Origin of the sequence: Ruminococcus albus AD2013 (assembly GCF_000526775.1) — a bacterium.
Taxonomy (GTDB): domain Bacteria; phylum Bacillota; class Clostridia; order Oscillospirales; family Ruminococcaceae; genus Hominimerdicola; species Hominimerdicola alba_A.
The window spans coordinates 3572115-3593485 of record NZ_JAGS01000001.1 but is presented as its reverse complement, the minus strand read 5'-3'; the positions used below and the strand labels follow the sequence as shown (position 1 = coordinate 3593485).

At 45.8% G+C, this 21371-nt stretch carries 26 protein-coding genes; 14 read left to right on the top strand and 12 right to left on the bottom strand.

Going from position 1 to position 21371, the window contains the following annotated elements; genetic code table 11:
* Positions 1-3: 3 nt before the first annotated feature.
* Positions 4-147, top strand: coding sequence for a hypothetical protein (locus tag N773_RS22310; RefSeq protein WP_155250911.1), 144 nt, complete (start codon positions 4-6; stop codon positions 145-147).
* 74 nt (positions 148-221) lie between these two features.
* Here N773_RS22310 and N773_RS0116240 read toward each other — a convergent pair whose 3' ends face one another.
* The gene (locus tag N773_RS0116240) at positions 222-557 is read right to left on the bottom strand and encodes an RNA polymerase sigma factor (protein WP_024858783.1); all 336 of its coding nucleotides are present in this window, start codon (positions 555-557) and stop codon (positions 222-224) included.
* A 470-nt stretch (positions 558-1027) separates the two neighbouring features.
* Here N773_RS0116240 and N773_RS0116235 point away from each other — a divergent pair, with 470 nt between their 5' ends.
* The 6 genes from N773_RS0116235 to N773_RS0116210 all read left to right on the top strand — a co-directional run bounded on the left by N773_RS0116235 (position 1028) and on the right by N773_RS0116210 (position 4822).
* Positions 1028-1249, top strand: a complete 222-nt coding sequence (locus tag N773_RS0116235; protein ID WP_024858782.1) for a DUF896 domain-containing protein — start codon at positions 1028-1030, stop codon at positions 1247-1249.
* 1 nt (position 1250) lies between these two features.
* Positions 1251-2237: a helix-turn-helix transcriptional regulator gene (locus tag N773_RS0116230; protein ID WP_024858781.1), complete on the top strand. Its 987-nt coding sequence runs from the start codon at positions 1251-1253 to the stop codon at positions 2235-2237.
* Between the two features lie 220 nt (positions 2238-2457).
* The gene (locus N773_RS0116225) at positions 2458-2877 is read left to right on the top strand and encodes a hypothetical protein (RefSeq protein ID WP_024858780.1); all 420 of its coding nucleotides are present in this window, start codon (positions 2458-2460) and stop codon (positions 2875-2877) included.
* Positions 2878-2892: 15 nt separating this feature from the next.
* Entirely contained in the window at positions 2893-3186 is a 294-nt protein-coding gene (locus tag N773_RS0116220) for a hypothetical protein (RefSeq protein ID WP_024858779.1), read from the top strand.
* 3 nt (positions 3187-3189) lie between these two features.
* Positions 3190-4017: a purine-nucleoside phosphorylase gene (locus N773_RS0116215; RefSeq protein ID WP_024858778.1), complete on the top strand. Its 828-nt coding sequence runs from the start codon at positions 3190-3192 to the stop codon at positions 4015-4017.
* A 241-nt stretch (positions 4018-4258) separates the two neighbouring features.
* The gene (locus N773_RS0116210; RefSeq protein ID WP_024858777.1) at positions 4259-4822 is read left to right on the top strand and encodes a TIGR04002 family protein; all 564 of its coding nucleotides are present in this window, start codon (positions 4259-4261) and stop codon (positions 4820-4822) included.
* A 67-nt stretch (positions 4823-4889) separates the two neighbouring features.
* On the opposite strand, the gene N773_RS0116205 is transcribed toward N773_RS0116210, so the two are convergent.
* From N773_RS0116205 to N773_RS0116190, 4 genes are all read right to left on the bottom strand, one after another.
* A complete protein-coding gene (locus N773_RS0116205) occupies positions 4890-5522 on the bottom strand; it encodes an MBL fold metallo-hydrolase (protein WP_242840406.1) in 633 nt (210 codons plus the stop codon).
* Between the two features lie 75 nt (positions 5523-5597).
* Positions 5598-7244, bottom strand: coding sequence for a sensor domain-containing diguanylate cyclase (locus N773_RS0116200; protein ID WP_024858775.1), 1647 nt, complete (start codon positions 7242-7244; stop codon positions 5598-5600).
* Positions 7245-7322: 78 nt separating this feature from the next.
* Complete coding sequence (locus N773_RS0116195) at positions 7323-8033, bottom strand: hypothetical protein (RefSeq protein ID WP_024858774.1); 711 nt, start codon at positions 8031-8033, stop codon at positions 7323-7325.
* An 842-nt stretch (positions 8034-8875) separates the two neighbouring features.
* A complete protein-coding gene (locus N773_RS0116190; RefSeq protein ID WP_024858773.1) occupies positions 8876-10237 on the bottom strand; it encodes a sensor histidine kinase in 1362 nt (453 codons plus the stop codon).
* A gap of 426 nt (positions 10238-10663) precedes the next feature.
* Between N773_RS0116190 and N773_RS0116185 the strand changes: the two genes are divergently transcribed.
* The gene (locus N773_RS0116185; protein ID WP_024858772.1) at positions 10664-11257 is read left to right on the top strand and encodes an AAA family ATPase; all 594 of its coding nucleotides are present in this window, start codon (positions 10664-10666) and stop codon (positions 11255-11257) included.
* Positions 11258-11259: 2 nt separating this feature from the next.
* Positions 11260-11751, top strand: coding sequence for a Cys-tRNA(Pro) deacylase (gene ybaK / locus N773_RS0116180; protein WP_024858771.1), 492 nt, complete (start codon positions 11260-11262; stop codon positions 11749-11751).
* A gap of 117 nt (positions 11752-11868) precedes the next feature.
* On the opposite strand, the gene N773_RS0116175 is transcribed toward ybaK, so the two are convergent.
* The gene (locus N773_RS0116175) at positions 11869-12666 is read right to left on the bottom strand and encodes a hypothetical protein (protein ID WP_024858770.1); all 798 of its coding nucleotides are present in this window, start codon (positions 12664-12666) and stop codon (positions 11869-11871) included.
* 112 nt (positions 12667-12778) lie between these two features.
* Positions 12779-13042: a hypothetical protein gene (locus N773_RS22670; RefSeq protein WP_196231650.1), complete on the bottom strand. Its 264-nt coding sequence runs from the start codon at positions 13040-13042 to the stop codon at positions 12779-12781.
* A gap of 354 nt (positions 13043-13396) precedes the next feature.
* Between N773_RS22670 and N773_RS0116170 the strand changes: the two genes are divergently transcribed.
* Positions 13397-13831 carry an RrF2 family transcriptional regulator gene (locus tag N773_RS0116170; RefSeq protein ID WP_024858769.1) on the top strand — a complete coding sequence of 145 codons (435 nt, stop codon included), beginning with the start codon at positions 13397-13399 and terminating at the stop codon, positions 13829-13831.
* A gap of 78 nt (positions 13832-13909) precedes the next feature.
* On the opposite strand, the gene N773_RS0116165 is transcribed toward N773_RS0116170, so the two are convergent.
* The 5 genes from N773_RS0116165 to N773_RS0116145 form a co-directional block, all read right to left on the bottom strand.
* Positions 13910-14617, bottom strand: a complete 708-nt coding sequence (locus tag N773_RS0116165) for an acyl-[acyl-carrier-protein] thioesterase (RefSeq protein ID WP_024858768.1) — start codon at positions 14615-14617, stop codon at positions 13910-13912.
* A 58-nt stretch (positions 14618-14675) separates the two neighbouring features.
* Entirely contained in the window at positions 14676-15488 is an 813-nt protein-coding gene (locus N773_RS0116160) for a CpsD/CapB family tyrosine-protein kinase (RefSeq protein WP_024858767.1), read from the bottom strand.
* Entirely contained in the window at positions 15475-16263 is a 789-nt protein-coding gene (locus N773_RS0116155) for a YveK family protein (protein ID WP_024858766.1), read from the bottom strand. Before N773_RS0116155 ends, N773_RS0116160 begins: the two co-directional genes overlap by 14 nt.
* Positions 16264-16435: 172 nt before the next feature.
* A complete protein-coding gene (locus tag N773_RS0116150; RefSeq protein ID WP_024858765.1) occupies positions 16436-17167 on the bottom strand; it encodes an SH3 domain-containing protein in 732 nt (243 codons plus the stop codon).
* 36 nt (positions 17168-17203) lie between these two features.
* Positions 17204-18028, bottom strand: coding sequence for an amidohydrolase family protein (locus N773_RS0116145; RefSeq protein ID WP_051454300.1), 825 nt, complete (start codon positions 18026-18028; stop codon positions 17204-17206).
* Positions 18029-18239: 211 nt separating this feature from the next.
* On the opposite strand from N773_RS0116145, the gene N773_RS0116140 reads away from it, so the two are divergent.
* The 4 genes from N773_RS0116140 to N773_RS0116125 all read left to right on the top strand — a co-directional run bounded on the left by N773_RS0116140 (position 18240) and on the right by N773_RS0116125 (position 21356).
* Positions 18240-18779, top strand: coding sequence for a DUF6106 family protein (locus N773_RS0116140; RefSeq protein WP_024858763.1), 540 nt, complete (start codon positions 18240-18242; stop codon positions 18777-18779).
* Positions 18779-19156, top strand: coding sequence for a holo-ACP synthase (gene acpS, locus N773_RS0116135; protein WP_024858762.1), 378 nt, complete (start codon positions 18779-18781; stop codon positions 19154-19156). The genes N773_RS0116140 and acpS overlap by 1 nt, the downstream gene beginning before the upstream one ends.
* Positions 19157-19218: 62 nt before the next feature.
* Positions 19219-20808, top strand: a complete 1590-nt coding sequence (locus N773_RS0116130) for a bifunctional ADP-dependent NAD(P)H-hydrate dehydratase/NAD(P)H-hydrate epimerase (RefSeq protein WP_024858761.1) — start codon at positions 19219-19221, stop codon at positions 20806-20808.
* A gap of 62 nt (positions 20809-20870) precedes the next feature.
* Positions 20871-21356 (top strand): hypothetical protein, encoded by a 486-nt coding sequence (locus N773_RS0116125; RefSeq protein WP_024858760.1) that lies wholly within the window; start codon positions 20871-20873, stop codon positions 21354-21356.
* The last annotated feature ends 15 nt before the right edge of the window (positions 21357-21371 follow it).

The following is a 21371-nucleotide window of genomic DNA, read 5'->3' as shown; positions in this document are numbered from 1 at the left end:
TAAATGGATATCTCCGCAGAACTGCCTGTACGGGGCGATACACGATCAGGCATACCTTATAAAAAAGGAACGCCGTTCAAAAAAGCGTACAGCCTGCCCGACCAAAAAACAGTACCGCCGCCTGAGGCTGACCGCAAATTCGGATAGGCCGAAAAAGCGGTTGGGTCAAAAAACGGATAGTCGGGCAGTGGTACACAAACGCGGGTGTTTTTACAGACACCTCATTTTTTTGAAAAAAGTCTGCTCATGGCAGCACGGCCTGCGTTTCCGACTATTCTTTTTCTGCCGCGGTCTATCGTCCGTGATACTGTAGACTTGTCAACCCCGAATTTTTCGGCTATTTCCTTGACAGTCAGCTTGTCCCAGTAGTATAATATTATATAACATTTTTGCTTTTTCGTCAAATTGTTTTCAAGCATTTTATAGAGTGCTTTTGAATACTCCGCGCGGGCTTCGGTATCGTCCTTTTGCTCTTCTTTGAACAGTTCGTCCTCAAAGCTGCCGCCCGCCGACAGGTATTCTGCACCCGTTTCATATGAGAGTCTTTTTTTGGTCAAGATAGCTGAAACCTCCTGTATTTTCCCCGAAATCAATTTGTAACCAAATTGTAAATTTTCAAGCTCGAATGTTTGTTCTTATTTTTAGTATACCATATATTGTGGTCAAAGTCAATAGTGAACGCAATTTGAAAAAAATTTAGTCAAATTGAGTGAAAAATATCGGACTGTTTGTGCAATTTGTGCTTGATTTTTGTTGAAAGGTGTGCTATAATAGGTCTTGCAATAATGGTTCGGGGTGTTTTATCGGACATATAAAATATATAAAAATCATAACAAATGTCTGAACGAATATCGAGAACTGTGAAAACTTCGTGAGGGTATTGTGTAAGCCCCTGCGGAGGTCGGGTATTGTGTAAGCCCGGATGCACCTATCATAATGGGTCGTTTATGCCCTGTTTGGTTACAAATAGATTACAAAAGTTACAAATCAAACAAGTCATTGCGGCAAAGGAGCAGTGTAAAGATTTATGGAGAAAAAAAAGCTTGACAGAATATCTGAGCTGACAGCCATTTCCAGGCAAAGGGAGCTGACCAAAGAGGAGAAATCCGAGCGCGAAGCACTGAGAATGGAATACAGGCGGAGTGTAACGGCGAATTTCACCGATACGCTGGAGCATACCGTGATAAAGGAACCCGACGGTTCCATGGTCAAGGTTAAGGATATGAAGCGTGGCGGGGAGGATAAATAAAGTGGCAGTACAGTCAAGACAGAAGCAGAAGCTTCTTACGATGAAGAAGCTGTTCGAGGCTAAGACCGACGAGAATCATTCATTTACGGGCGCCAAGCTCATCGAGATACTCGGTGAGATAGGCATCAAGGCAGAGCGCAAGACCATCTATGATGATATCAAGACGCTTTGCGACAGCGGAATGGACATCGTGACCGTCAAGGACGGACATTCCAATGCTTACTACCTGGGCGAAAGAACTTTCCAGCAGGAAGAGCTTTTTGTGCTGGCTGACGCTATCGCTTCCAGCAGATTTCTGACAAAGAAGAAGTCGCAGGAGCTTATCAAGAAGCTGCAGTCGCTTACCAGCGAATACAAGGGCAAGCAGCTGCGCAGACAGATACACGTCGATAACCGCGCAAAGAACTTCAACGAGCAGATATACTACTCCGTAAACAAGATACAGGAGGGTATTTTCGAGGAGAAGGAAATACGTTTCAGGTATACCGAATTCAACCCCGACAAAAAGCAGATACTCAAACACGGCGGAGATTTCTACACTGTATCCCCCTATTCGCTGGTGTGGGAGAACGAGAACTACTACCTCGTTTGCTGGTGCAACAAGCACGAGAAGATCTGCCGCTACAGAGTTGACAGAATGATAAATGTCGATGTGACCGATGAAAGTGCCAGAAAACTCACCGATGAGGAGAGAGCTGATGTAAGCAATATGCAGTCGCTCTATGGTATGTTCGGTGGCAAGCTGGAAAGCGTTACCATGCAGTTCGATAATTCTCTGGCTAATGTCATTATTGACAAATTCGGCATGAACTGTCACCCTCACAGAAATTCCGATTCCACTTTCTGCCTTACAGCAGATGTACAGATCGCGCCTACTTTCTGGGGCTGGTTCTTCCAGTTCGGCAAGAAGGCTAAGATACTTGCGCCCGATAACGTCATCGAGCAGGCTAAGGAATATCTGGAGGAGATATCCGAAAGCTACAAGTAAGCTTTCAGGGCGCAGATACGTCTGTGCCTGATGAAAATTGGAGAGGGCGGGATTACTACCCGCAATTGCGAGAAAGAGATCATATGATAAGCAAATGAGCCTCCCGTCGTAAGGTCAAGCCTTGCGGGAGGCTTCATTGTTATATCCCGACCTGCTGCGGCACAGTCGGGATATATACGATATTTACGGACATTCATGATTGTGTAAAAGGAGAACTTTTATGATATTTGCACTCATTGCTATTATTGTGATATTAGCAGCAGGTGTACTGCTGTTTACAACGCTGGGTCTTGCGGTGGCACTGATAGGCGGTCTGTTTATGGGAATCAGTGTCACGATAATAAAACTTTTCATCATGCCGAGGTTTGAGGAGAGAGACCAACTTCGTCTGGCTAATGACAATATACGCATAACCCCCGAAAGGCTTGAAGTCAGGTACGACGGCTACAAGAAAGGCTATGTTATCGACTGTTTCCATACCTCACCCGAAACAGGAAAGAAATTCGTGTTCAGCACACAGCCCTTTGCCGCTGACCCTACGCCCTATCTCTTCGATGCAAAGATATCTGTGATAGCTAACCGTGTGGACTATTCAAACTATTATATAGAGATGAACGGTCTGGAAAATATCGTTAAGTAATGAGAGGACAATGAGATGAAAGGATTCAGGCAACTCAGTCTTATGCTGGCGATACTGCTTATTTTCACACTGATGATGGCTATAACCGCGATGCTTTTCAAGGGCGTTAAAGCTGGTAAGATAGGAGCAGGCGTTCTGGCTGATGCAATTATGCTGATCGTCATAGCAGTGACAGCAGGGCTGTTATTTGCAGTTATAAGGCTTTTCAGACGGCACAAACAGCACATGAAACAGGCAAATTCGGCGGATATTCTCGCCGAGATAATGGCTATGAAAGACGATAAAAGTAAAAATAACAAGGAGGACTGACCTATGTGTGAAATCTCTGAAAAGCTGGAAAAAGCGAAAGAATACATATGCAAGCGTGCGGGTATCAAGCCCGCGGTCGGAATCGTTCTCGGTTCGGGACTCGGCAATTTTGCCGAGAGAGCGGAGATAGTTTCGGAGATACCATATGAGGATATCCCATGTTTTCCCCGTTCCACCGTTGAGGGGCACAAAGGACGCTTCGTTTTCGGAAAGATAGGTAAAACTCCCGTTGTGATAATGCAGGGTCGTGTGCATTACTATGAGGGTTATCCCATGGAGGACGTCATCATGCCCGCAAGGATAATGGGGCTTCTCGGTATAAAGACCCTCCTGCTGACAAACGCGTCAGGAGGCGTGAATAAAGGCTTCAGCGCAGGCGACCTTATGCTTATAAAAGACCACATCTCCTGCTTTGTGCCTAATCCGCTGATAGGAAATAATCTTTCTGAACTCGGTACAAGATTCCCTGATATGAGCGAGGTCTATGACCGCGAGCTAAGCGGCAGGATAAAGGCTTGCACCGAAAGTCTGGGTACAGAGCTGAAAGAGGGCGTATACTGTCAGCTGACGGGTCCCTCATATGAAACTCCCGCGGAGATAAAAATGCTCTCGGTGCTTGGAGCTGATGCTGTTGGTATGTCAACGGCGGTAGAAGCTATCGCGGCGCGGCATATGGGAGTGCGTGTCTGCGGTATATCGCTGATAACCAATATGGCGGCAGGCATATCGGAAGTACCCCTTTCTCACGAGGAAGTCAAGGAAGCCGCTGACAAAGCCGAGGTAAAATTCGGGGCTCTGGTGGAGCGTTTCATCGCAGGGCTTTCGGAATGATTCTACCTAATGCACATCATAACACCTATGCCGAAGCGATTTGCTGTGCAGTTCGTCAATGAGAGCTTTTGAGCGAAAAAAATCTGCGCAAAAGCTTTGTGCACCGACAACTTAACAAGAAAATATATCCGCGCCCCTTTAGTGCATTGTGCAAAAACGGAGCGCGGATCTTTTTTGTTTTTTGGGATTTGCATTTATCCCATCGATATGCTATGATATTTTCAGTAAAGGAGTGATGAATATGACAGCAACAAATGCTGCACAAAGCAAAAGAACGGACAGGGAGAAAGTATTATATCTGACACTTGCGGGGGTCTTCGCGGCGATGATATATCTGCTGACTGCCTTTGTAAAAGTCCCCACAGGTGCGGGATATACTCACGCGGGTGACAGCGCGGTATTTCTGGCGGCTTGTCTTCTTCCTGCGCCTTATGCGGCGGCAGCTGCGGCGATAGGTGCGGGTCTGGCTGATGGTCTGGGCGGATTCGTGGTATGGCTTCCCGCAACACTGGTGATAAAGGCACTGGCGGCGCTGTGCTTTTCCTCTAAAACCGAAACTATCGTCAACAAAAGGAATATCCTTGCGCTTATCCCCGCACTTATCCTCTGTGCCGTGGGATACAGCCTGTATCAGGGAATTTTCATGTCGGGCGGGATTTCAAAGACCGCTTTTGCCGCGGCATTCGCTCAGGTGCCAGCCTACTGCGTACAGACAGGTATCGGTGCGGCTATATACATTACGGTCGGAACTGTACTCGATAAAATGAAATTCAAACAGCACCTCTTACACAAAGCGGCACGCTGACGGCATGGTCATACTAATAAAAGCGCAGTACATATCGCACTGCGCTTTCTTTATTCCTGCTGTATCGTCAGAGTTTTTTGACTACTTTGATGGGCGGTTCCACGCAGGCGGCAAAAGTATCAGCGTCGGCGGGTTTGCCTACTGTGCTTCCGTAGTGGGTCGGGACGGCTATCTCGGGCTTTATCAGGTTTACGAGTTCAGCCGCCTGTTTTGCACCGATGGTATACGTTCCGCCGATGGGTACACATATGATATCGCAGGTAACAGCTTTAGCTTCGGGGGTAGCATCGGTATCGCCGCAGACATATATACGCTTGCCCTCCAATGTGACTACATAACCGAGCCAGCCGTTTTTCTTGGGGTGAAATGGCTTTATCGCATTATATGCTGCTATCGCATCAACAGGTATACCGAGTATCTCGGCGCTGTAACCCGCGTGCATGAAAGTTACGCGTTCTTCGCTTATCTTGGCTTTTGAAAATGCCTTCACCATAGTATAGGGTGCAACGAAAAGTGTATCGCTGCCCGCGCATTTTTCTATATCCTCGGGTGAAAAATGGTCATAGTGATCGTGGGTGATGAAAATTATATCCGCATCGTGATCCGCCTTATTAAGGTGGAACGGATCGAAATAGATCACCTTATCAGCACCGATACGTATACTGCTGTGTTCATTGACGGTCAGCTTATCTATCATCATGAACTCTCCTTTCGTTATAAAAAGGACCTCTTCCGCTTATGCGAAAGAGGTCCTTAAACTCAACATTATGACTTATTACATCTCGCGGTAATCGATCATACCGTATGTAGCTTCGCCTCTAACGTTAGTCATTTCCTTCAGTGCAGAAACTACGGAAGTATCTGCGGGACCGCTTCTTCTGATGACAGCGATCTTGTACTTAGGATAGATAGCGCCCTGATTCTCGATCTTCTCGGGAACCATCAGCTGTCTGAATGCTGTGTTGACATCATTCATTACCTGATCGGGAGCAGGCTGACCACCCTCGGAGGGGATCATAACAACGAATTCATCGGAACCAGTACGATATACCGACCTGCCGGGGAATACTTCGGTAAGAGTATCAACAGTACGAACGAGCAGACGGTCGCCGGCATCGTTACCGAATCTGGTGTTGATCTCACTGAATCCGAGGATATTGAACATCATGAAGTAGCAAGGCTTCTGTGCGCTTACGTCAGCATTCTCCATATCCATAGCGAAGGATACACGGTTGTTTGCATTCGTCAGCACATCCTTGAACATCGCGGTGTTCAGCGACTGTCTTGTCTGAGAGTTCTTTGCGATAGTAGATATCAGCTTCTGGTTGATCTTTTCCTGTCTCTTACTGATGAAGAAGAATACTACTGTCAGAATAAGGAGGACATAACCGAATATGATCAGGAACAGTCTCATGCCGTTTGTCAGAGCGTAAACTTCCTTTACAGGAGCTGAAACGAAGAACAGCCAGTTATAATTCGGTAAGTATACATAAGATGCAACATATTCGGTGCCGTTTACCTTGTATTCGACCTTACCCTCATCTTGTGTGTTGTTATTACCATATTTTTCACAAAGCTCTTTCAGCTCGGGAATTTCAACTTCCTGATTTATCTTCTCTTTATCAGGAACGAAAAGATATGTTTTAGCAGTAGAGGAAAGCATAAGGTAATTTGCATTTCTAAGCTCTGATTTACTATACTTTTCCTTGTTCTTCGCGTTATTCATGTCCTTGTTTGCGCCGGAGATCCTATCCAGAGTATTGATCAGACCATCAGTTTTGATACCCAGACCTACCAGACCGATAGGCTTGCTGTTCTTATCATAGATAGCCTTGTACATCGAAACGATCTGATTACCTGTTGCAGGGGATTTGATGATGCCTGCGTTGTAAACACCGTTTCCTTTACTTTTCATTTTTTCACGGAGCTCATCAAGTAATGCTTCATCTGTTCTGGTCTGCATTCCTATCGATTCCTGTGAAGTGCTGTGTGTAAGCACGACGGTATCCCATGTGCCTATCCATAAACCTTCACATGAAGGGATCGATCCGCCGAATTCAGAAGTGAGTTTCTGAGCGATCGCAGTAAGTTCTTCAACGCTCATATCCTTCACATCTTTGGTTAGTTCATCACCGCTAAGACCGTTTTTCTCATCGTTCACTTTGTTGAGGAGGTCTGTGACCTGTCTGGCTCTTGCAAAGTCCCCAAGCTGACGCTCATACAGCTCGATGTGGTTCAATACCACCTGCGCACGCTCTTCAGATGTCATAGCCATATGCGCATCCGCACTCTCTCTGGTCCTGTTACTTACGGTATTTGTTGTAACTATCGATACAGACAGCATTATTGCGAGCTGAATGATAAGCACAAAGTTAAGTGATATTCTGAACTTTTTCTTTTCTTTTTTCTTTGATTTTGCCATATTCTAACTACCCTTTCTCTTCTCGGGAATCGAAAGTCCCGATTAATAATTCAGTCTATATATTATCCGAAATGCTTACTAACCAAACAGTCCGAACAGACCTTTCTTCTTTTTGCCGTTGCCGAGTTCTTCAAGGAATTCAGCATCTTCTTCGTCATCATTCTCCGCTGCGCTCATAAGGCTGCTGACACGGCTTTTCAGCAGATCATTCTTGGCTGTGCCGCCGTTGCCGCCTTCATACTGTGATGATGTCACAGAAGTCAGCGGTGAGGAGGGTACCGGTGCTGCTGAGCCGAACTGCACCGACTGTACGAACTGTCCTGACATATAACCTGACTGTACAGGTGCTGCCGCGGGCATACCGTTTGGCATTCCGCTGAATGCGCTGTTCGGCGGGTATGCACCTCCCATGCCGAGCATCTCGGGCAGTGATATCATTCTGTCAGGCATTATCACACGAGCCATAGAATTTTCAGGGCTCATGGACATTATGTAGTTCACACATCCTGTACATGGAAGCATCGGGCTGCGGTTGATGGTATCTATCAGCACCATCGAATCTACTGCGACTTCATTGCCGTAAGTCTGCATATTACGCATTGCCTCGATCTCTGCATGAACACTCATCGGAGCTCCGTTCATCATTTCAATATGACTTACTCCGTTATACACCCTGCCTGTACGTGAACAGATAACACATATAGTTTCATCCGGCGCGATATACTCTCCGCTTTGAGTACGAGCATTCGCGACCTCCAGCGCAATGTTGTAAATGGCTTCAAACGTCATATATTCAAACCACCTTTCATCTCGTCTGTCTGCTACTTCCGAAAACAGGAACAGACCTTTCGTGTGTATTTATTGTATACCTTGACCAACAAAAAGTCAATAGGTTGTGCACTTAATTGAGAAATTAAAGATAAACTTCGTATGATTGCACAAATTTAACCCGTCGACGCAAGTAAATATGACAATACAATCCATATGCATCGGCATTACTTTTTTGTGTAATATGCTTTATTATTTAAGCTAATTTCAAACGTTTAATAGTTCAATCTAACAGTTTATTAAGAGTTTTTGCAGTAACTGCAAATCACAATAGTCACTTACTGTCATAATGCACAAATTTATTTAAACTGTTTAATTTTTTCAGATGGAAAAAACACTTTACAATACCGATATTACAGGGGTATGAACGATCATTCCGACTCATCCGAGGACACGGTGTTTTTGGCTGATTTTACGCCATTTGAGCGATTTTTCACTTAATATAGAAATGTACGGGCTTTATTTTACATTATTATCAAATTAAAAAACAAGAAAAGACCGTCCGGCAAAATAGTCCTGACGATCCTTAACCTGGTGTAGGTGAAGCTGTATCCTTTTCTTTCTCCTGGGGTATAGTTTTTTTGTATTTTTCTCCGCATTTCTTTTGTTAAATTTATTATAACATATTTTTCTCGTTTTGCACATTTTTGTCGTGAACTGCATTTATTTTGTCGCGAATTGCATTTTTTGCGGAAAGCTCCCGATATTCCGGTATAAAGCACTTAATCAGCCACAGCATCTTTTTTTAGTTATCCTTTTGTTTTCCATATCATTTTACCTTATTTACAGACTTTATGCTATCATCACATATTTATGCTGAGTATCATTTCCAGCCTGAACACGCCGTTTTCGCAGGAAAGGCGGGTCATGCCGCCGTATTTTTCAACAGTTTTACGTATATTCCTCACTCCGTATCCGTGGAGCTGTTTATCCGCCTTTGAGGTAAGGTGAACTCCATTCATCATCAGCTTTTCGCAGTCTACACCGTCAGGCGAAGTGTTTGTCAGAGTCATCAGACGCTGATGGGCGGTCTTGCGTATCTCAAGGCGAATGAAACGGTCTGTGTCGGGTTCGGTTCGCATACAGGCTTCAATGGCGTTATCCAGGGCGTTGGCGAACACGGTGCAGATATCTATGGCTTTCCAGCCCATGCCGCCGTCTGCTACTCCATCAATGGTGAAGTCTATGCCCTCTTCGGACATTTTTGCCATTTTGGAGGCTATGAGAGAATCCAGCATCTCATCTCCCGTTACTATCTTCGGGGAAAGCGCAGATACACTGGTATGCATATCCTCTATGAAATGCTTTGCTTCGTCAAATTTGCCCTCATCCATCAGCATAGCTACTACGCTGAGGTTATTGCGTACATCATGGCGGAAAGCGCTGGTCTCCTCCTGAGCTTCTTTGAACTGTTTTGATGCGGCGAGTTCAGCTTCGAGAAAGGAACGGTGCTGTTCGCTGAGCTTATTGAAATAATCGGTCTGGCGGTTGCGGAGTATCAGCAGGGGCAGAAGCACGGCTATTGCTATGCATACCAGTGAAAGCATTACCCTTACCGAGCGGTATTCAGCTGTAAGTGTGGTCTTATCCTTTTCAAAGGTCACATAGGCAGTCTCAACCGCTACCATATATATGCAGTAGAGGGTGACGTATATCTTGTCCGCCAGCCTGAAAGGCATGGTGCGTCCGCGTCTGATGTACTGTCTTGTAAGGTAGATGACAATAATCAGCATAAAAATTATAGCGAAAATATTTGTAAAATTAAATCGTTCAACTAGCTTTTCATCGCTGCTGATATTCAGCAGACCCTCAAGACCTGCACAGTAGGTGCATATCTGCGCGAGTATGAAGGTATTCATGACGCACAGTGCCATAGCAAGTACGGTTTTCGCACCAAGCCTGATTTTTCTGCCTTTGCTTCCCCAGGCGCCAAGCACGGCGGCTGACAGAAATATCACTACCGCAAAGAACGACCATTCAAATAAGCACGACAGCACCTCCATCAGCAGGCAGGATGCTGAATAAATAAGTACCTTTTTGCGGTTTATGACCAGAGAATCATCGTAAAAGCAGTGGATTATCAGTGCGCCCGCTAAAAATGAAAGTATCCCCACCAGAAAATCTGTGGATATAGAGACCATTGATGCAATATCGATCGGGTCCATCAGAGCCCCTCCTGTCTGTAAAAACTATACTATATGATTATAACGCATTTTTATATAATTGTAAAGCCACAGCACACAGGAAGGCTCCGTGACCGCACGAGATCCTCTGCTGTGCCATGGTTAAGATGTTAAGATCGTTAAGTTACGGCATTTTTCAGGCAAAATGCATATGTTTATATTCTCGGCAATACATCGACGAAAAATGCGTATAATCGGCATTTTACGATACAGTGTTCTGTAATCGGTCGATTTTTTGTACTTTCACACTGTACGCTAAAATGTACCGAAAATACTGTAATAAATATGTAATTGACAAATCGCGGACAAAGTTTTATAATAAATTTATAATAATTATATAATTAATGTTCCATCGATCAGACCCTCCGCGGGTTTGTGATAATGACATTTTGAAAGGAGAGAAAAAGTATGAGTAAGATCAAAGTCGTGACAATAGGCAGACTGTACTGTTCGGGCGGCAGTTCTATAGGAAAGAGAGTTGCGCAAAAGCTGGGTATCCCCTGCTATGACAGGGAGATAGTTGAGATGGCAGCTGAAAAAAGCGGTATCTCAATGGCAGAGATCAAGAAATATGAGGAGAGCGTTCTCAATCCGATGAAGAAACCTATAAATCTTTTTGGTTTTTCTGAGGACATATGCGAAAAGATATTTGCGGCAGAAACAGAGGTCGTTTATGAACTGGTGGAGAAAGGTCCCTGCGTTATCGTTGGCAGATGTGCTGATTTCATACTGAAAAACAAGGTCAAGACGCTGGACGTATTCATATATGCCTCTCTTGACAAGCGTATGCAGACGGCTATGAGCGAACCTCACAATATCCCTGCGGACGAGGTCGAGTACCGTCTGAAAAAGTATGACAAGAAGCGCGGGGATTACTACAACTCAAATACCAATAAAAAGTGGGGAACAAAGTTCAGCTATGATCTTTGTCTGGACAGCGGCACACTGGGATATGATATGTGCGCCGACATAATCGCCCACACAGTGGAGGCATCTAGTTAAAAATGGCAAAGGATAAGGACGTTAAGACCAATGCGATGAGGATACTCGACAGGAACAAGATCGCATACAAGGTGAACACCTATGAGTGTGATGAGTTCATTGACGGAGTACACATCGCAGATATGCTGGGTCAGCCACACGACAGCACTTTCAAGACTCTGGTTGCTCAGGGCAAAAGCGGCGGATACTACGTTTTCGCCATACCGATAGACGAAGAGCTGGATATGAAAAAGGCTGCCAAGTCCGTAGGAGAAAAATCCGTGGAGCTGATACACGTAAAGGATATCAACAAGGTGACAGGCTATATACGCGGTGGCTGTACGCCTCTGGGTATGAAAAAGCAGTATCCCACCGTGGTTGACAGTTCAGCTGAGAATTTCAGCGAGATAATCATAAGCGGCGGAAGACTGGGCTCGCAGATATTCCTTGACCCGCAGGATCTTGTAAAGGTCACGGGCGGAAAGTTCGAGAGCATCATCTTTGAACAGGTCTGACGTTGAATACAATTGAATACAGCGACGGGGACAACTGTACTTTTTTGAGCACAGACGTCCCCGTCTTTTTTCGGCATAAGAAATCGGAGAACACGCTATGTTCTCCGATATCATCATTTACCAGGTCTGTTCTTCAACGATCTGCTGATCGGTCACCTGGGGCTGTTCAGCCTGAGAATTTTCTGCCTGACTGTCAGGCTGGGGCTCGGGCTGAGGTTCATCGGTCACAGGCTCAGTTTCAGTCTCCGGCTCGGGTATGGGAGCTTCTGTTGTAGTAGAGGTCTTGGCTTCCTCTTTCTCCTTTTCAGCTTCCACGATGTCAGCCTCTTTCTTCATGGTATCCTTAACATCGCCTATCTTGTTTGTGTATACAAGGAAAGCGTACTCGTCCATCAGTCTTATCTCGCCCGAGAGCATATCGGTAAGCGGGAAGCCGTGAAGCTCAAATCTATTGCCGTCTTCAAGAGTGATCTCAACATTGAAATCACCCAGCATCATGACATCGCCCGATACCGTATGTGACCAGTTGAATCGCCTTACTTCATCTATCTCGAAATCTTCACCCGAGGGTATGAGATTTTCGCTGTACTCGCCGTCGCCGTAGTTTATGGCAAATCCGATTATCTCATGCTCGGTGCCGTTTGTCAGCTCAACGGAATAATCAGCTTTCTTCGCATCCTTTTCGCCTATGTAATTGAGTTTTTCCTCCTCTTCCTCCGGCTTAGATTCAGTGGGAGCCTCAGAAGATTCAGCTGCGCTGTCCTCTTCAACAGTACTCTCAGCGTCCTTTTCGACCGCTGAGGATTCGGCTTTGCTTGAAGTCTTATCCTTATCGCCTGTCTTCTTGCCGCAGGCAGAAAGGCTCGCTGCCATGACCGCAGCTGCCGCAAGAGCAGCCAGTGCTTTTATATTCATCTTACTTATCCTCCGTTTTCCTTAACTTAAAGGTTATCGTAAACACATATATTATACCACACCATCACGTTTGATTTATGAATAAATAGTAAATTCTCTCCCGACATAAACTTTAATTGGTCTTACCGCGCAAGGAAACTTTACGGTTTAAAGCGGCATCAGCCAAAATTGCAAGCTTCTGTTGCGCAACTGCCCGTAAAGGTTGCTTGACCCTCATGGATTTTTGAGATATAATATTTAACAAGGAAACAACAACAAGGGTATTTGAAGAAATAGCAGAAAAAAATATAAATAAAACAACACCTGCTGTTTCTTCAGATATCCGCAGCGGCGAATAAGCAAAAAGACGCCGTAGACAAAAGAAAGACAACAGCAAATACAGAAGTTCGGCACTGATGATGCTCCCCTGTTACGGTAATTATCTGCGATATGATGATACCGCGGCAGGTTTGGACGGCTAAGACAGAAAATTTCCATGTCATCGTGCTGCAGCTTGGTGTATTGAACGTTGCAGTACATCAGGCAGATGTGTGGACAAGAGGTGTTGAGAGATATCGTTGGATATGACAGCTTACTTTGAGCCGTAGTGTTTCTGATACAGGTATCAGAAGTGCTATGGCTTTTGGCATTTTATTCCATATTCTTCGGTACTTGACAAATGGCAAAAAATCGGGTATAATTAAATCATATTTCAGCAATAGGATTACTAAACCAATCAGGAGGGGCAGATATGAAGATCTCCACAAAAGGAAGATATGCACTCAGACTTATGACAGATCTTGCAAAGCACAAGGAAGACGGTTATGTACCCATAAAGGTTATAGCAGAAAGACAGAACATCAGTGATAAATATCTTGAGCAGATAATCTCTATCCTCAGCCGTGCAGGCTATGTGAGGAGCATACGCGGTGCAGGCGGCGGCTATACTCTCGCTTATCCTGCTGAAAAGTACACCGTAGGTATGATACTCAGGCTTACCGAGGGCAGCCTTGCACCTGTTGCCTGCCTTGAAACAGAGGAGAACCTCTGTGAGCGTGCTGAAACCTGCCCTACCCTGTTTATATGGGAGAAGCTTTACGCAGCTATAAACGACGTTGTAGACAGCATAACCATCGCAGATATCGTTGAAAGAGACTGTAACGGCGCTGACCTGTACAGTATCTGATATGGTGATTTGTGGCACATAGTAATTTTGCAACAGCATAATAAAAAGCGGAGGACAGTATCCTCCGCTTTTCGTTTGTCACAGTGTGTATTCAACATTACAGTAAACTTTGCCAGAATCATCGCGGAGAGATATGATACAGCCCGACGGTGTATCGTATCTGTCTGCAAAGACGGTATCGCCCCGCTTTATGGAGAATTTATACTCTGAACGGAGACGCTTCGCATTGTGGCACTCGTGAAAGAGTTCATCTGTTATATCGAAATAACGGGCGTTGTTGACATGATCGTTCATATCGATATCGCTTCTTCTTATGACCATACGGCAGGTGATGACCGGTGCGGTATCAGGAAGGGCTATTTTACGCGGGAGATACTCCATATCTAGCTTTTCATAGCTTTTTACCTGTGCAATGAGGTCAGCTGAAACACGGATCGGTCTGCCTGTTTTGATATCCATGAAAGCACCGCCTGCTATCGACTTTATGCACACATCTCCTTTTTCGCCCAGCACCATGGTATTTCTTGAACCGTACATTCTGTTGAGTTCGTATGTCCAGGTCTTTGTGCGGATATGCTCGCCGTATTCGGGACGCCTTATTATATCCACCTGACGGTGAGTAAGGAACATGACACTGCCTGTTTCCTTAAAAAAGGAAGCGAGAACGGGGTGATTCATCAAATGGAGATCAGAGGTATCCTGGAGGATATCGACAAGGCCGCTGTTACGGACTTTTCCACCCTCACCTATCTGCGAACAATATATCTTTCTGTCTGTTTCAAACATAATTTTCTCCTGCCTCATGAAATAAAAAAGCAGCCGCTCAGGGCTGCTATTTTGTTATTTATACGTCTTTACCGTCCGATGATTTCTGGGTAGCTGACGTTGCACCCGGTGTACTGTAATCACTGTACTCACCGTAGCCATAGCCGTACTTATAGCCATACTTGTACTTATAGCTGTACTTACCGCCATATTTGCCGCCCGATACAGAAACGTTGCTGACAACTACGCCAAGCAGCGAACCATCTGCCATCTTGATAGCGTTGATAGCTTCTTCAATAGCATCATAGGTGGACTGTGCGTGCTTTGCGACAAGAAGAACACCCGCTATGGAAGGAAGAAGTGTCAGCGCATCGGTTACGAGGTTTATCGGAGGTGTATCTATTATGATATAATCATAGTGTACTGAAAGCTGTTCAAGCAGCATCTTCATATTGTCCGAACCCAGCATCTCGGAAGGGTTGGGAGGGATAGGTCCGCAGGGAACTATATCAAGGTTTTCGATAACATCGTGATGAACTATCTCCTTGAAGGTATTGCTGCCGCTTATCAGTGTGCTGAGTCCGACTTCATTTTTAATGGTAAAAACTCTGTGCTGTACAGGCTTTCTGAGGTCGCCGTCTATCAGCAGTACATGATAGCTGTTCTGTGCGAGAGTTATTGCTATATTAGCTGCAACCGTGGATTTTCCCTCGGATGCGAGCGCACTGGATACTGCAAATATCTTGTTCTTCTTGGTAGAGAGAGCAAAGGATATATTAGTTCTGAGGGTCTTATATGCTTCGGTAACCGGGAAAGCAACATTTGAATCCATGAGTGTCCTTCTTTTGGCATTTCTGTTGCCAAAGCGGGGATTTCTGTTAATATTTGCCATACTTGCTCGAACCTCCCTTTCCTTCCATGAAGATATCAGGTATCTCTGCAAGAACAGGAACACCGAAACGATCTCTCAGTTCCTCACCGCTCTTTACGGTATTATCAAGGAAGCTTGAAATTAAAGCTATACCTACTGCGACCGCAAAACCTGCTACCATGCCGAGAAGCAGATATCTCGGTACATTGGGACCACTGGCGGTTTCGGGGACCTTTGCAGGTGAAACGGTTTCAACTGAACCTGCCTTGGTTGTACGTTTGATGATCTGCGGTGCAAGTTTGGATATATAGGTGCAGATATCAGCCGAGAACTTAGGCACCTGGCTGGTAACCGTTACCTGAAGAACCTCGGTATTGTTTATCGCAGATATGTTTATAAGCCTCTTGATCTGATTTGAAGGTATATACGCTTCGCCGTTTTCATCATGAGCTATAGTAAAGTAATTCTTCAGGTCTTCCTCTTTATAGTCTTTCAGGAGCCTGTTGGATATCGCCTCATACATCATAGCGTCATCAAGGATAACGATATACGTTGTTGCGAGACTTCGTGCAGTGTTAAGATCCTGTGCATTGATCTGATTTATATCATTTGTATCAGACAAATTATTGTTAGTAACATAGATCTTGATACTTGAAGTATACTGAGGAGGCAGTACAAACTTAGCATAGCTGTAGCTTGCTATACCCGCAAGTATAGTTACAACGATTATCATTCTCAGATGACCGAGCAGGATACCTAATAATTCCTGTATACTCATCTCTTTCTGTTGTTCCATTATTTACAACACCTACCTGATTTTCTAAAAGATCGTACAGATCTGCCGACAGCAGATCAATATAATAACATACTATATAAGTATACAGCATAAAGTGACTTTTGTCAATCCCATTAGCGCAAAAAAACAACATTTTTCCTTAACTTATTGCATTTAACTGTCAAAGCGGCTGTCAGTAGCTGAGAAGTTCTCTCATCACCCAGCCCGAAGTGCCCTTGTATAGCGTAGCCACCCATACATTTCCGTCGGGACCGACTGTTTCACCGTAGCCTGTGATAGTTGAACCGTCAGGTATGGTAGTCCTGATATCATATTCCTTAGAGGGACCGTATCTCAGATTGAGGTAGGTGGTATCCGAGGTGACGATATATTTTCTTTTGGAATCGTACTCCATGGCAGACTCCATACGGAACAGCTTATTTGAAACTATCTTTGTTGTGGCAGCCGTTGTCGTGCTTTTTGCGGTGGGTCGCGCTGTCGGGTCTTCGATACTTATCGTGCCGTTGGCTGTGGTAGTGGTCTTTTCTGCGCTGACTGTCAGCACAGCACCCGTAGTGCCGTTATGCTCGGGAACGGAGTAGTAAGTCTTTGCCTCGGTGCGCTGGGTCGCACGTATATCTTCATCCACCTCGTCATCCTCATCAAAAACCAGGTCGTTCTCCAGCGAACCGCTGACAGTGGTAGTAGTGGTATAGCCGCCGTTGGCGTCTTCATCATCCGCATCAACATCACCTACTGCGAAAGCCGCCGTCTTTGTGGTATGGACTGAGCGCTTTTCCTGAGCCGAGGTCGAAGTGAATATAGGCTCGTTATCCGAACCATCGCCTTCACCCACATGACCGCAGCCTGCAAGTGATACAGCTGCAAGTGCTGTCATTACTAATATCCTGAAATTTTTACACATTTTTATCTGTCCTTTCAAACAAGAAGTCTGCTTATTCTATACATCGCCCAGCAGACGCAGGGCGTTCTGTGAGAATATTTTCTCCTTATCATCATCGGAAATACCTATCCGCAGTATTTTTTTCTTTATCTCTGCGGGACTGTCCCATGGGCAGTCGCTGGCAAAAAGTATCCTGTCCGCGCCGTGTTTTCTGATTATCTTTTCCATAAGCGCATCTGTGAGAAATCTGCCTGTAAAAGCGGTATCGAAATACACCTCGCCGTCAATGCCCGCCAATATGTCGCACACCTGCTGGTGACTGTCATTGCCGCCCATATGAGCGAGAATCACTTTAAGGTGAGGGTGTTTTTTTATCATACGCAAAGCGCGTTCCGGCGGACAGTGTACAAGCTCCGGCGAGAACACATCAAAGCCTGCGTGAAGTATCACGGAGAGATCACGGCGCTCTATCTCATCATACAGAAAGTCTATCCTGTCATCATCAACCATGAAGCCCTGATAATCGGGGTGGAGCTTTACACCGTGCAGACCCAGTGAAACAAGTCTGTCAAGCTCTGCGGGGATATCCTCGAAGTCGGGGTGTATCGTACCGAAGCTTATGAATCTTCCGCCGTTGTTTTCGGCGCACCAGTCGTTTATAACTTTTACCTGAGTTGGACGGGTAGCCACTGACAGCAGCACTCCCCTGTCGATGCCCCATTCATCAAATCTTGCAACTGTGGTCTCGATAAGACCATCGGTCAGCGGTTCGAGCTCTGCCCGTTCTTTCAGCTGAGATATTGCTTTTTCGGCAATTTTTGGTGCAAAACAATGCACATGAAAATCTATCGTCAGAGTTATCACCTCCGTATTTACTGACATTACAGCCCCTATTATAGCACACAAAGCGCCCTCATTCAAGTAAAGTCACAGAACTTTCGGTATTTTCATACATATATCACACAAATTAGCTTGCATAAACTGAAAAAATGTGGTATAATTTGATAGTATAGTAAATTACAACAGTGAACATTTGTCAGTAACCGCCAAAAATTGCGGTGACATTGTGTTCACGATGCGGAGGAAAGTATCAATGGACAGTTTCAAGGAACAGATAATCAGAAAAGAAAACACAAAAAAAGACAGCACCCTGCGATTTTTGATAACGTTTGCCTGCGTGGCGCTGTGTTTTGCGGTGATAATGTTTACGATCATGGTAATGGGATATCTGCCGATCGCGATCTTTATCTCGGGTCTTATCATATACGGCGGAGTTCATCTTTTACAGAACCTTAATCTGGAGTACGAGTACATCTTCACCAACGGTGACCTTGATATTGACAAGGTAATAGCGGCGAAGAGCAGAAAGCATCTGGCTACGATCAAGGTCAACGATGCTACCGATATCGGCGAATACAAAGGCGGCGACAACGGTAACAGGACAGTCATAATGGCTTCGGCTATGAACCCCGAGATAACCGACTGGTTCATGGACGTAAAGCACCCCGATCTGGGTGATGTAAGGCTTATATTCACCCCCGATGATGGTATGCTCGGGGTGATAAAGACACATCTGCCCCGCACGATACGTTCAAAAGTGAATGTATCCGAAAAGTCGGAGGACTTTGAGTAATGGCAGCTTTCACGGTAGGTACAGACCTTGTGGAGGTAGATCGTATACGCAAAAGCTGTCAGCGTGAAAGCTTTGTGAACAGGGTTTATTCCGAAGCCGAAAAGGAGTACTTCAGAAAATTCCGCGACCCTGCCGAGAGCATGGCAGGAGCCTGGGCGGCTAAGGAAGCATTCTCAAAAAGCCTTGGTACAGGCGTCAGGGGGTTCGAGCTGAATGAAGCGGCGGTGGTCAGGGACGAACTGGGCTGCCCTCATCTCGAACTTACAGGCAATGCCGAGAGGATCGCTGAGGAGAGAGGTCTGGATTTCTCTCTCTCCATAACTCATACAAAAGATTATGCTTCGGCAGTAGTGATAGCTTTTCCGAAAGAGAGCTGAGCATACGGAGCATACATAATAAAAAATCTTGCGGAAATACCGCTTTCTAAGGAGGAATGGATATGATAAAGGACAGGATACTTACAGTTGAACAGATGAAGACCTGCGAAAAGCGTTCTGAGGAACTGGGCGTTCCCGCTTCACAGCTGATGGCGACCGCGGGTGAAAAGCTTGCTTCTCACGTAATGCATGAAACCATGGTTGAAGGTCAGCCCGATACTCCCGAAGTACTTATACTGGCAGGCAAGGGCAACAACGGCGGCGACGGTCTTGTAGCCGCAAATCATCTGCACAGGTCAGGAATCAGCACAAAGATCGTGCTTTGCTGCGGAAAACCCACAACACCCGCTGCCATCAAAGCTTTCGATTCGCTGAACAAGGATATCGATGTAATGTTCTATGACGGCGACAACACTCACCCCTGGGCTGAGGCAATAGACAATGCGACCATCATCGTTGACGCCATCTTCGGCACAGGCTTTACAGGCGAGATCGAAAGAGACCTTCAGCCTCTGTTCATAAAACTGAATACCTACGCCAAACGTGTTATCGCCTGCGATATACCCTCGGGTGTAGACGCAAGGAGCGGTCAGGCGGGCGTACTGGCTGTGCAGGCAGACGTTACTGTTACTATGCACGCAAAGAAACTGGGTATGCTCCTTTCTCCCGGAAAGTATTTCTGCGGATATATAAGAGTTGAGGATATAGGTATCCCGGCGGCAGCTATGTCCGATGACCCGATAATGGCAAACGAGATATACGCCAAAGCAAGTATGCTGGACGATCAGCAGCTCGGCAAGAAGTTCCTCACATCACGAAAGCCATGGGCTCACAAGGGCACTTTCGGCAAGCTGGTATGTGTATGCGGCTGCAGAAGGTATATAGGTGCCGCAGGCATATCCGCCACCGCAGCCATGAGAATGGGCGTCGGTCTGGTGGAGGTCTGCTCTACAGGCAAGGTCATAGACTCACTTGCGGCTAATCTGTACGAGTGCACTTTCAACGAGATGAAAGCTGACGCTGACGGCTACATGACCTCGGATAACGTTCCTGCAATACTGGATAGTCTTGCAGATGCCAAAGCACTGCTGCTTGGCTGCGGTCTGGGTCATACTCCCGAAACCGAAAAACTGGTAGCCGAACTGATCGAAAAATCTCCCGTACCCGTTATACTTGACGCAGACGGAATAAATTCCCTTGTCCCGAATATAGATGTACTATCGAAGAAACAGTCAACGGTGATACTCACTCCTCACCCCGGAGAGCTGGCAAGGCTCTGCGGAGTATCTCAGGAGGAAGTACTTGCAGACAGGCTGAAATATACCTACGACCTTTCAAAGAAATACGGTATCACGGTAGTAGCAAAGTCATCTGAGACCATTGTATGCTGTGCAGACAGGACAGAAGTCATCACTGCGGGCAGCACGGCGCTCTCAAAGGGCGGCTCAGGGGATATGCTTGCAGGTCTTATAGCTTCGCTTACGGCACAGACAAAGCGTTCATCGCTGATAAACTGCATACTTGCCTGCATGGTGATGGGCAGGGCGGCAGAGGTGCTGAGCACGAAGCGTTCCGAACGTGGTATACTTACAAGGGATATTCTTGCTTATCTGCCATTCTTCCTGAAACATCTCGAAGGCGGCGAGGACTGATATACACCAACAATACAGGCGGTTCTTCTTCAAGGAGAGCCGCCTTTTTTGGAGGGATAGCATTGAAAATGAGGTTCATACCGCTTATAGCGGCAGCGTTATTGACGGGATGCGGTGCTGAGAGGACATCGGCAAAGCCTGAGAAACTCAGCGGAGATATAGACAGATCGGCTGATATAACCCTTTTCGGAAGAGAATACAAGGCAGAGCTTCGGCGGGGCGGTGAGGGTACGTGGGAATGCGGATTCACAGAGCCCGAAAACCTTGCAGGACTGAAAATCACTTATGACAGCGAAAGCTGCATTATGGAGATGAATGATCTGAAATACCAATGCGGTAAAGCGTCACTGCCCGAATACGGACTGATGCCGCTTATGGCAGGTGCTGTTGACACTCTCATCGAAGGCAGAGACGTAAGCTGTACCAAAAGCGGAAAATACACCGTGGAAACAGGCGAGACAGCAGGACAAAAGTTTTCAGCAAAAGTCAGGGACGGAGAACTGACGGAGCTGGAAGTAGAAAATTCACTGACAGTACATTTCAGATAAAAGCGAGGATAACAA

Bases quoted from the DNA above. Each gene is read 5' to 3' on its own strand.
- N773_RS0116175 (WP_024858770.1), bottom strand. From the start codon at position 12,666: ATGAATATAAAAGCACTGGCTGCTCTTGCGGCAGCTGCGGTCATGGCA.
- N773_RS0116235 (WP_024858782.1), top strand. From the start codon at position 1,028: ATGGAGAAAAAAAAGCTTGACAGAATATCTGAGCTGACAGCCATTTCC.
- N773_RS0116150 (WP_024858765.1), bottom strand. From the start codon at position 17,167: ATGTGTAAAAATTTCAGGATATTAGTAATGACAGCACTTGCAGCTGTA.
- N773_RS0116130 (WP_024858761.1), top strand. From the start codon at position 19,219: ATGATAAAGGACAGGATACTTACAGTTGAACAGATGAAGACCTGCGAA.
- N773_RS0116155 (WP_024858766.1), bottom strand. From the start codon at position 16,263: ATGGAACAACAGAAAGAGATGAGTATACAGGAATTATTAGGTATCCTG.
- N773_RS0116190 (WP_024858773.1), bottom strand. From the start codon at position 10,237: ATGGACCCGATCGATATTGCATCAATGGTCTCTATATCCACAGATTTT.
- N773_RS0116170 (WP_024858769.1), top strand. From the start codon at position 13,397: ATGAAGATCTCCACAAAAGGAAGATATGCACTCAGACTTATGACAGAT.
- N773_RS0116215 (WP_024858778.1), top strand. From the start codon at position 3,190: ATGTGTGAAATCTCTGAAAAGCTGGAAAAAGCGAAAGAATACATATGC.
- acpS (WP_024858762.1), top strand. From the start codon at position 18,779: ATGGCAGCTTTCACGGTAGGTACAGACCTTGTGGAGGTAGATCGTATA.
- N773_RS0116185 (WP_024858772.1), top strand. From the start codon at position 10,664: ATGAGTAAGATCAAAGTCGTGACAATAGGCAGACTGTACTGTTCGGGC.
- N773_RS0116200 (WP_024858775.1), bottom strand. From the start codon at position 7,244: ATGGCAAAATCAAAGAAAAAAGAAAAGAAAAAGTTCAGAATATCACTT.
- N773_RS22310 (WP_155250911.1), top strand. From the start codon at position 4: ATGGATATCTCCGCAGAACTGCCTGTACGGGGCGATACACGATCAGGC.
- N773_RS0116205 (WP_242840406.1), bottom strand. From the start codon at position 5,522: ATGATGATAGATAAGCTGACCGTCAATGAACACAGCAGTATACGTATC.
- N773_RS0116210 (WP_024858777.1), top strand. From the start codon at position 4,259: ATGACAGCAACAAATGCTGCACAAAGCAAAAGAACGGACAGGGAGAAA.
- N773_RS0116195 (WP_024858774.1), bottom strand. From the start codon at position 8,033: ATGACGTTTGAAGCCATTTACAACATTGCGCTGGAGGTCGCGAATGCT.
- N773_RS0116145 (WP_051454300.1), bottom strand. From the start codon at position 18,028: ATGTCAGTAAATACGGAGGTGATAACTCTGACGATAGATTTTCATGTG.
- N773_RS0116220 (WP_024858779.1), top strand. From the start codon at position 2,893: ATGAAAGGATTCAGGCAACTCAGTCTTATGCTGGCGATACTGCTTATT.
- N773_RS0116160 (WP_024858767.1), bottom strand. From the start codon at position 15,488: ATGGCAAATATTAACAGAAATCCCCGCTTTGGCAACAGAAATGCCAAA.
- N773_RS0116140 (WP_024858763.1), top strand. From the start codon at position 18,240: ATGGACAGTTTCAAGGAACAGATAATCAGAAAAGAAAACACAAAAAAA.
- ybaK (WP_024858771.1), top strand. From the start codon at position 11,260: ATGGCAAAGGATAAGGACGTTAAGACCAATGCGATGAGGATACTCGAC.
- N773_RS0116165 (WP_024858768.1), bottom strand. From the start codon at position 14,617: ATGTTTGAAACAGACAGAAAGATATATTGTTCGCAGATAGGTGAGGGT.
- N773_RS0116225 (WP_024858780.1), top strand. From the start codon at position 2,458: ATGATATTTGCACTCATTGCTATTATTGTGATATTAGCAGCAGGTGTA.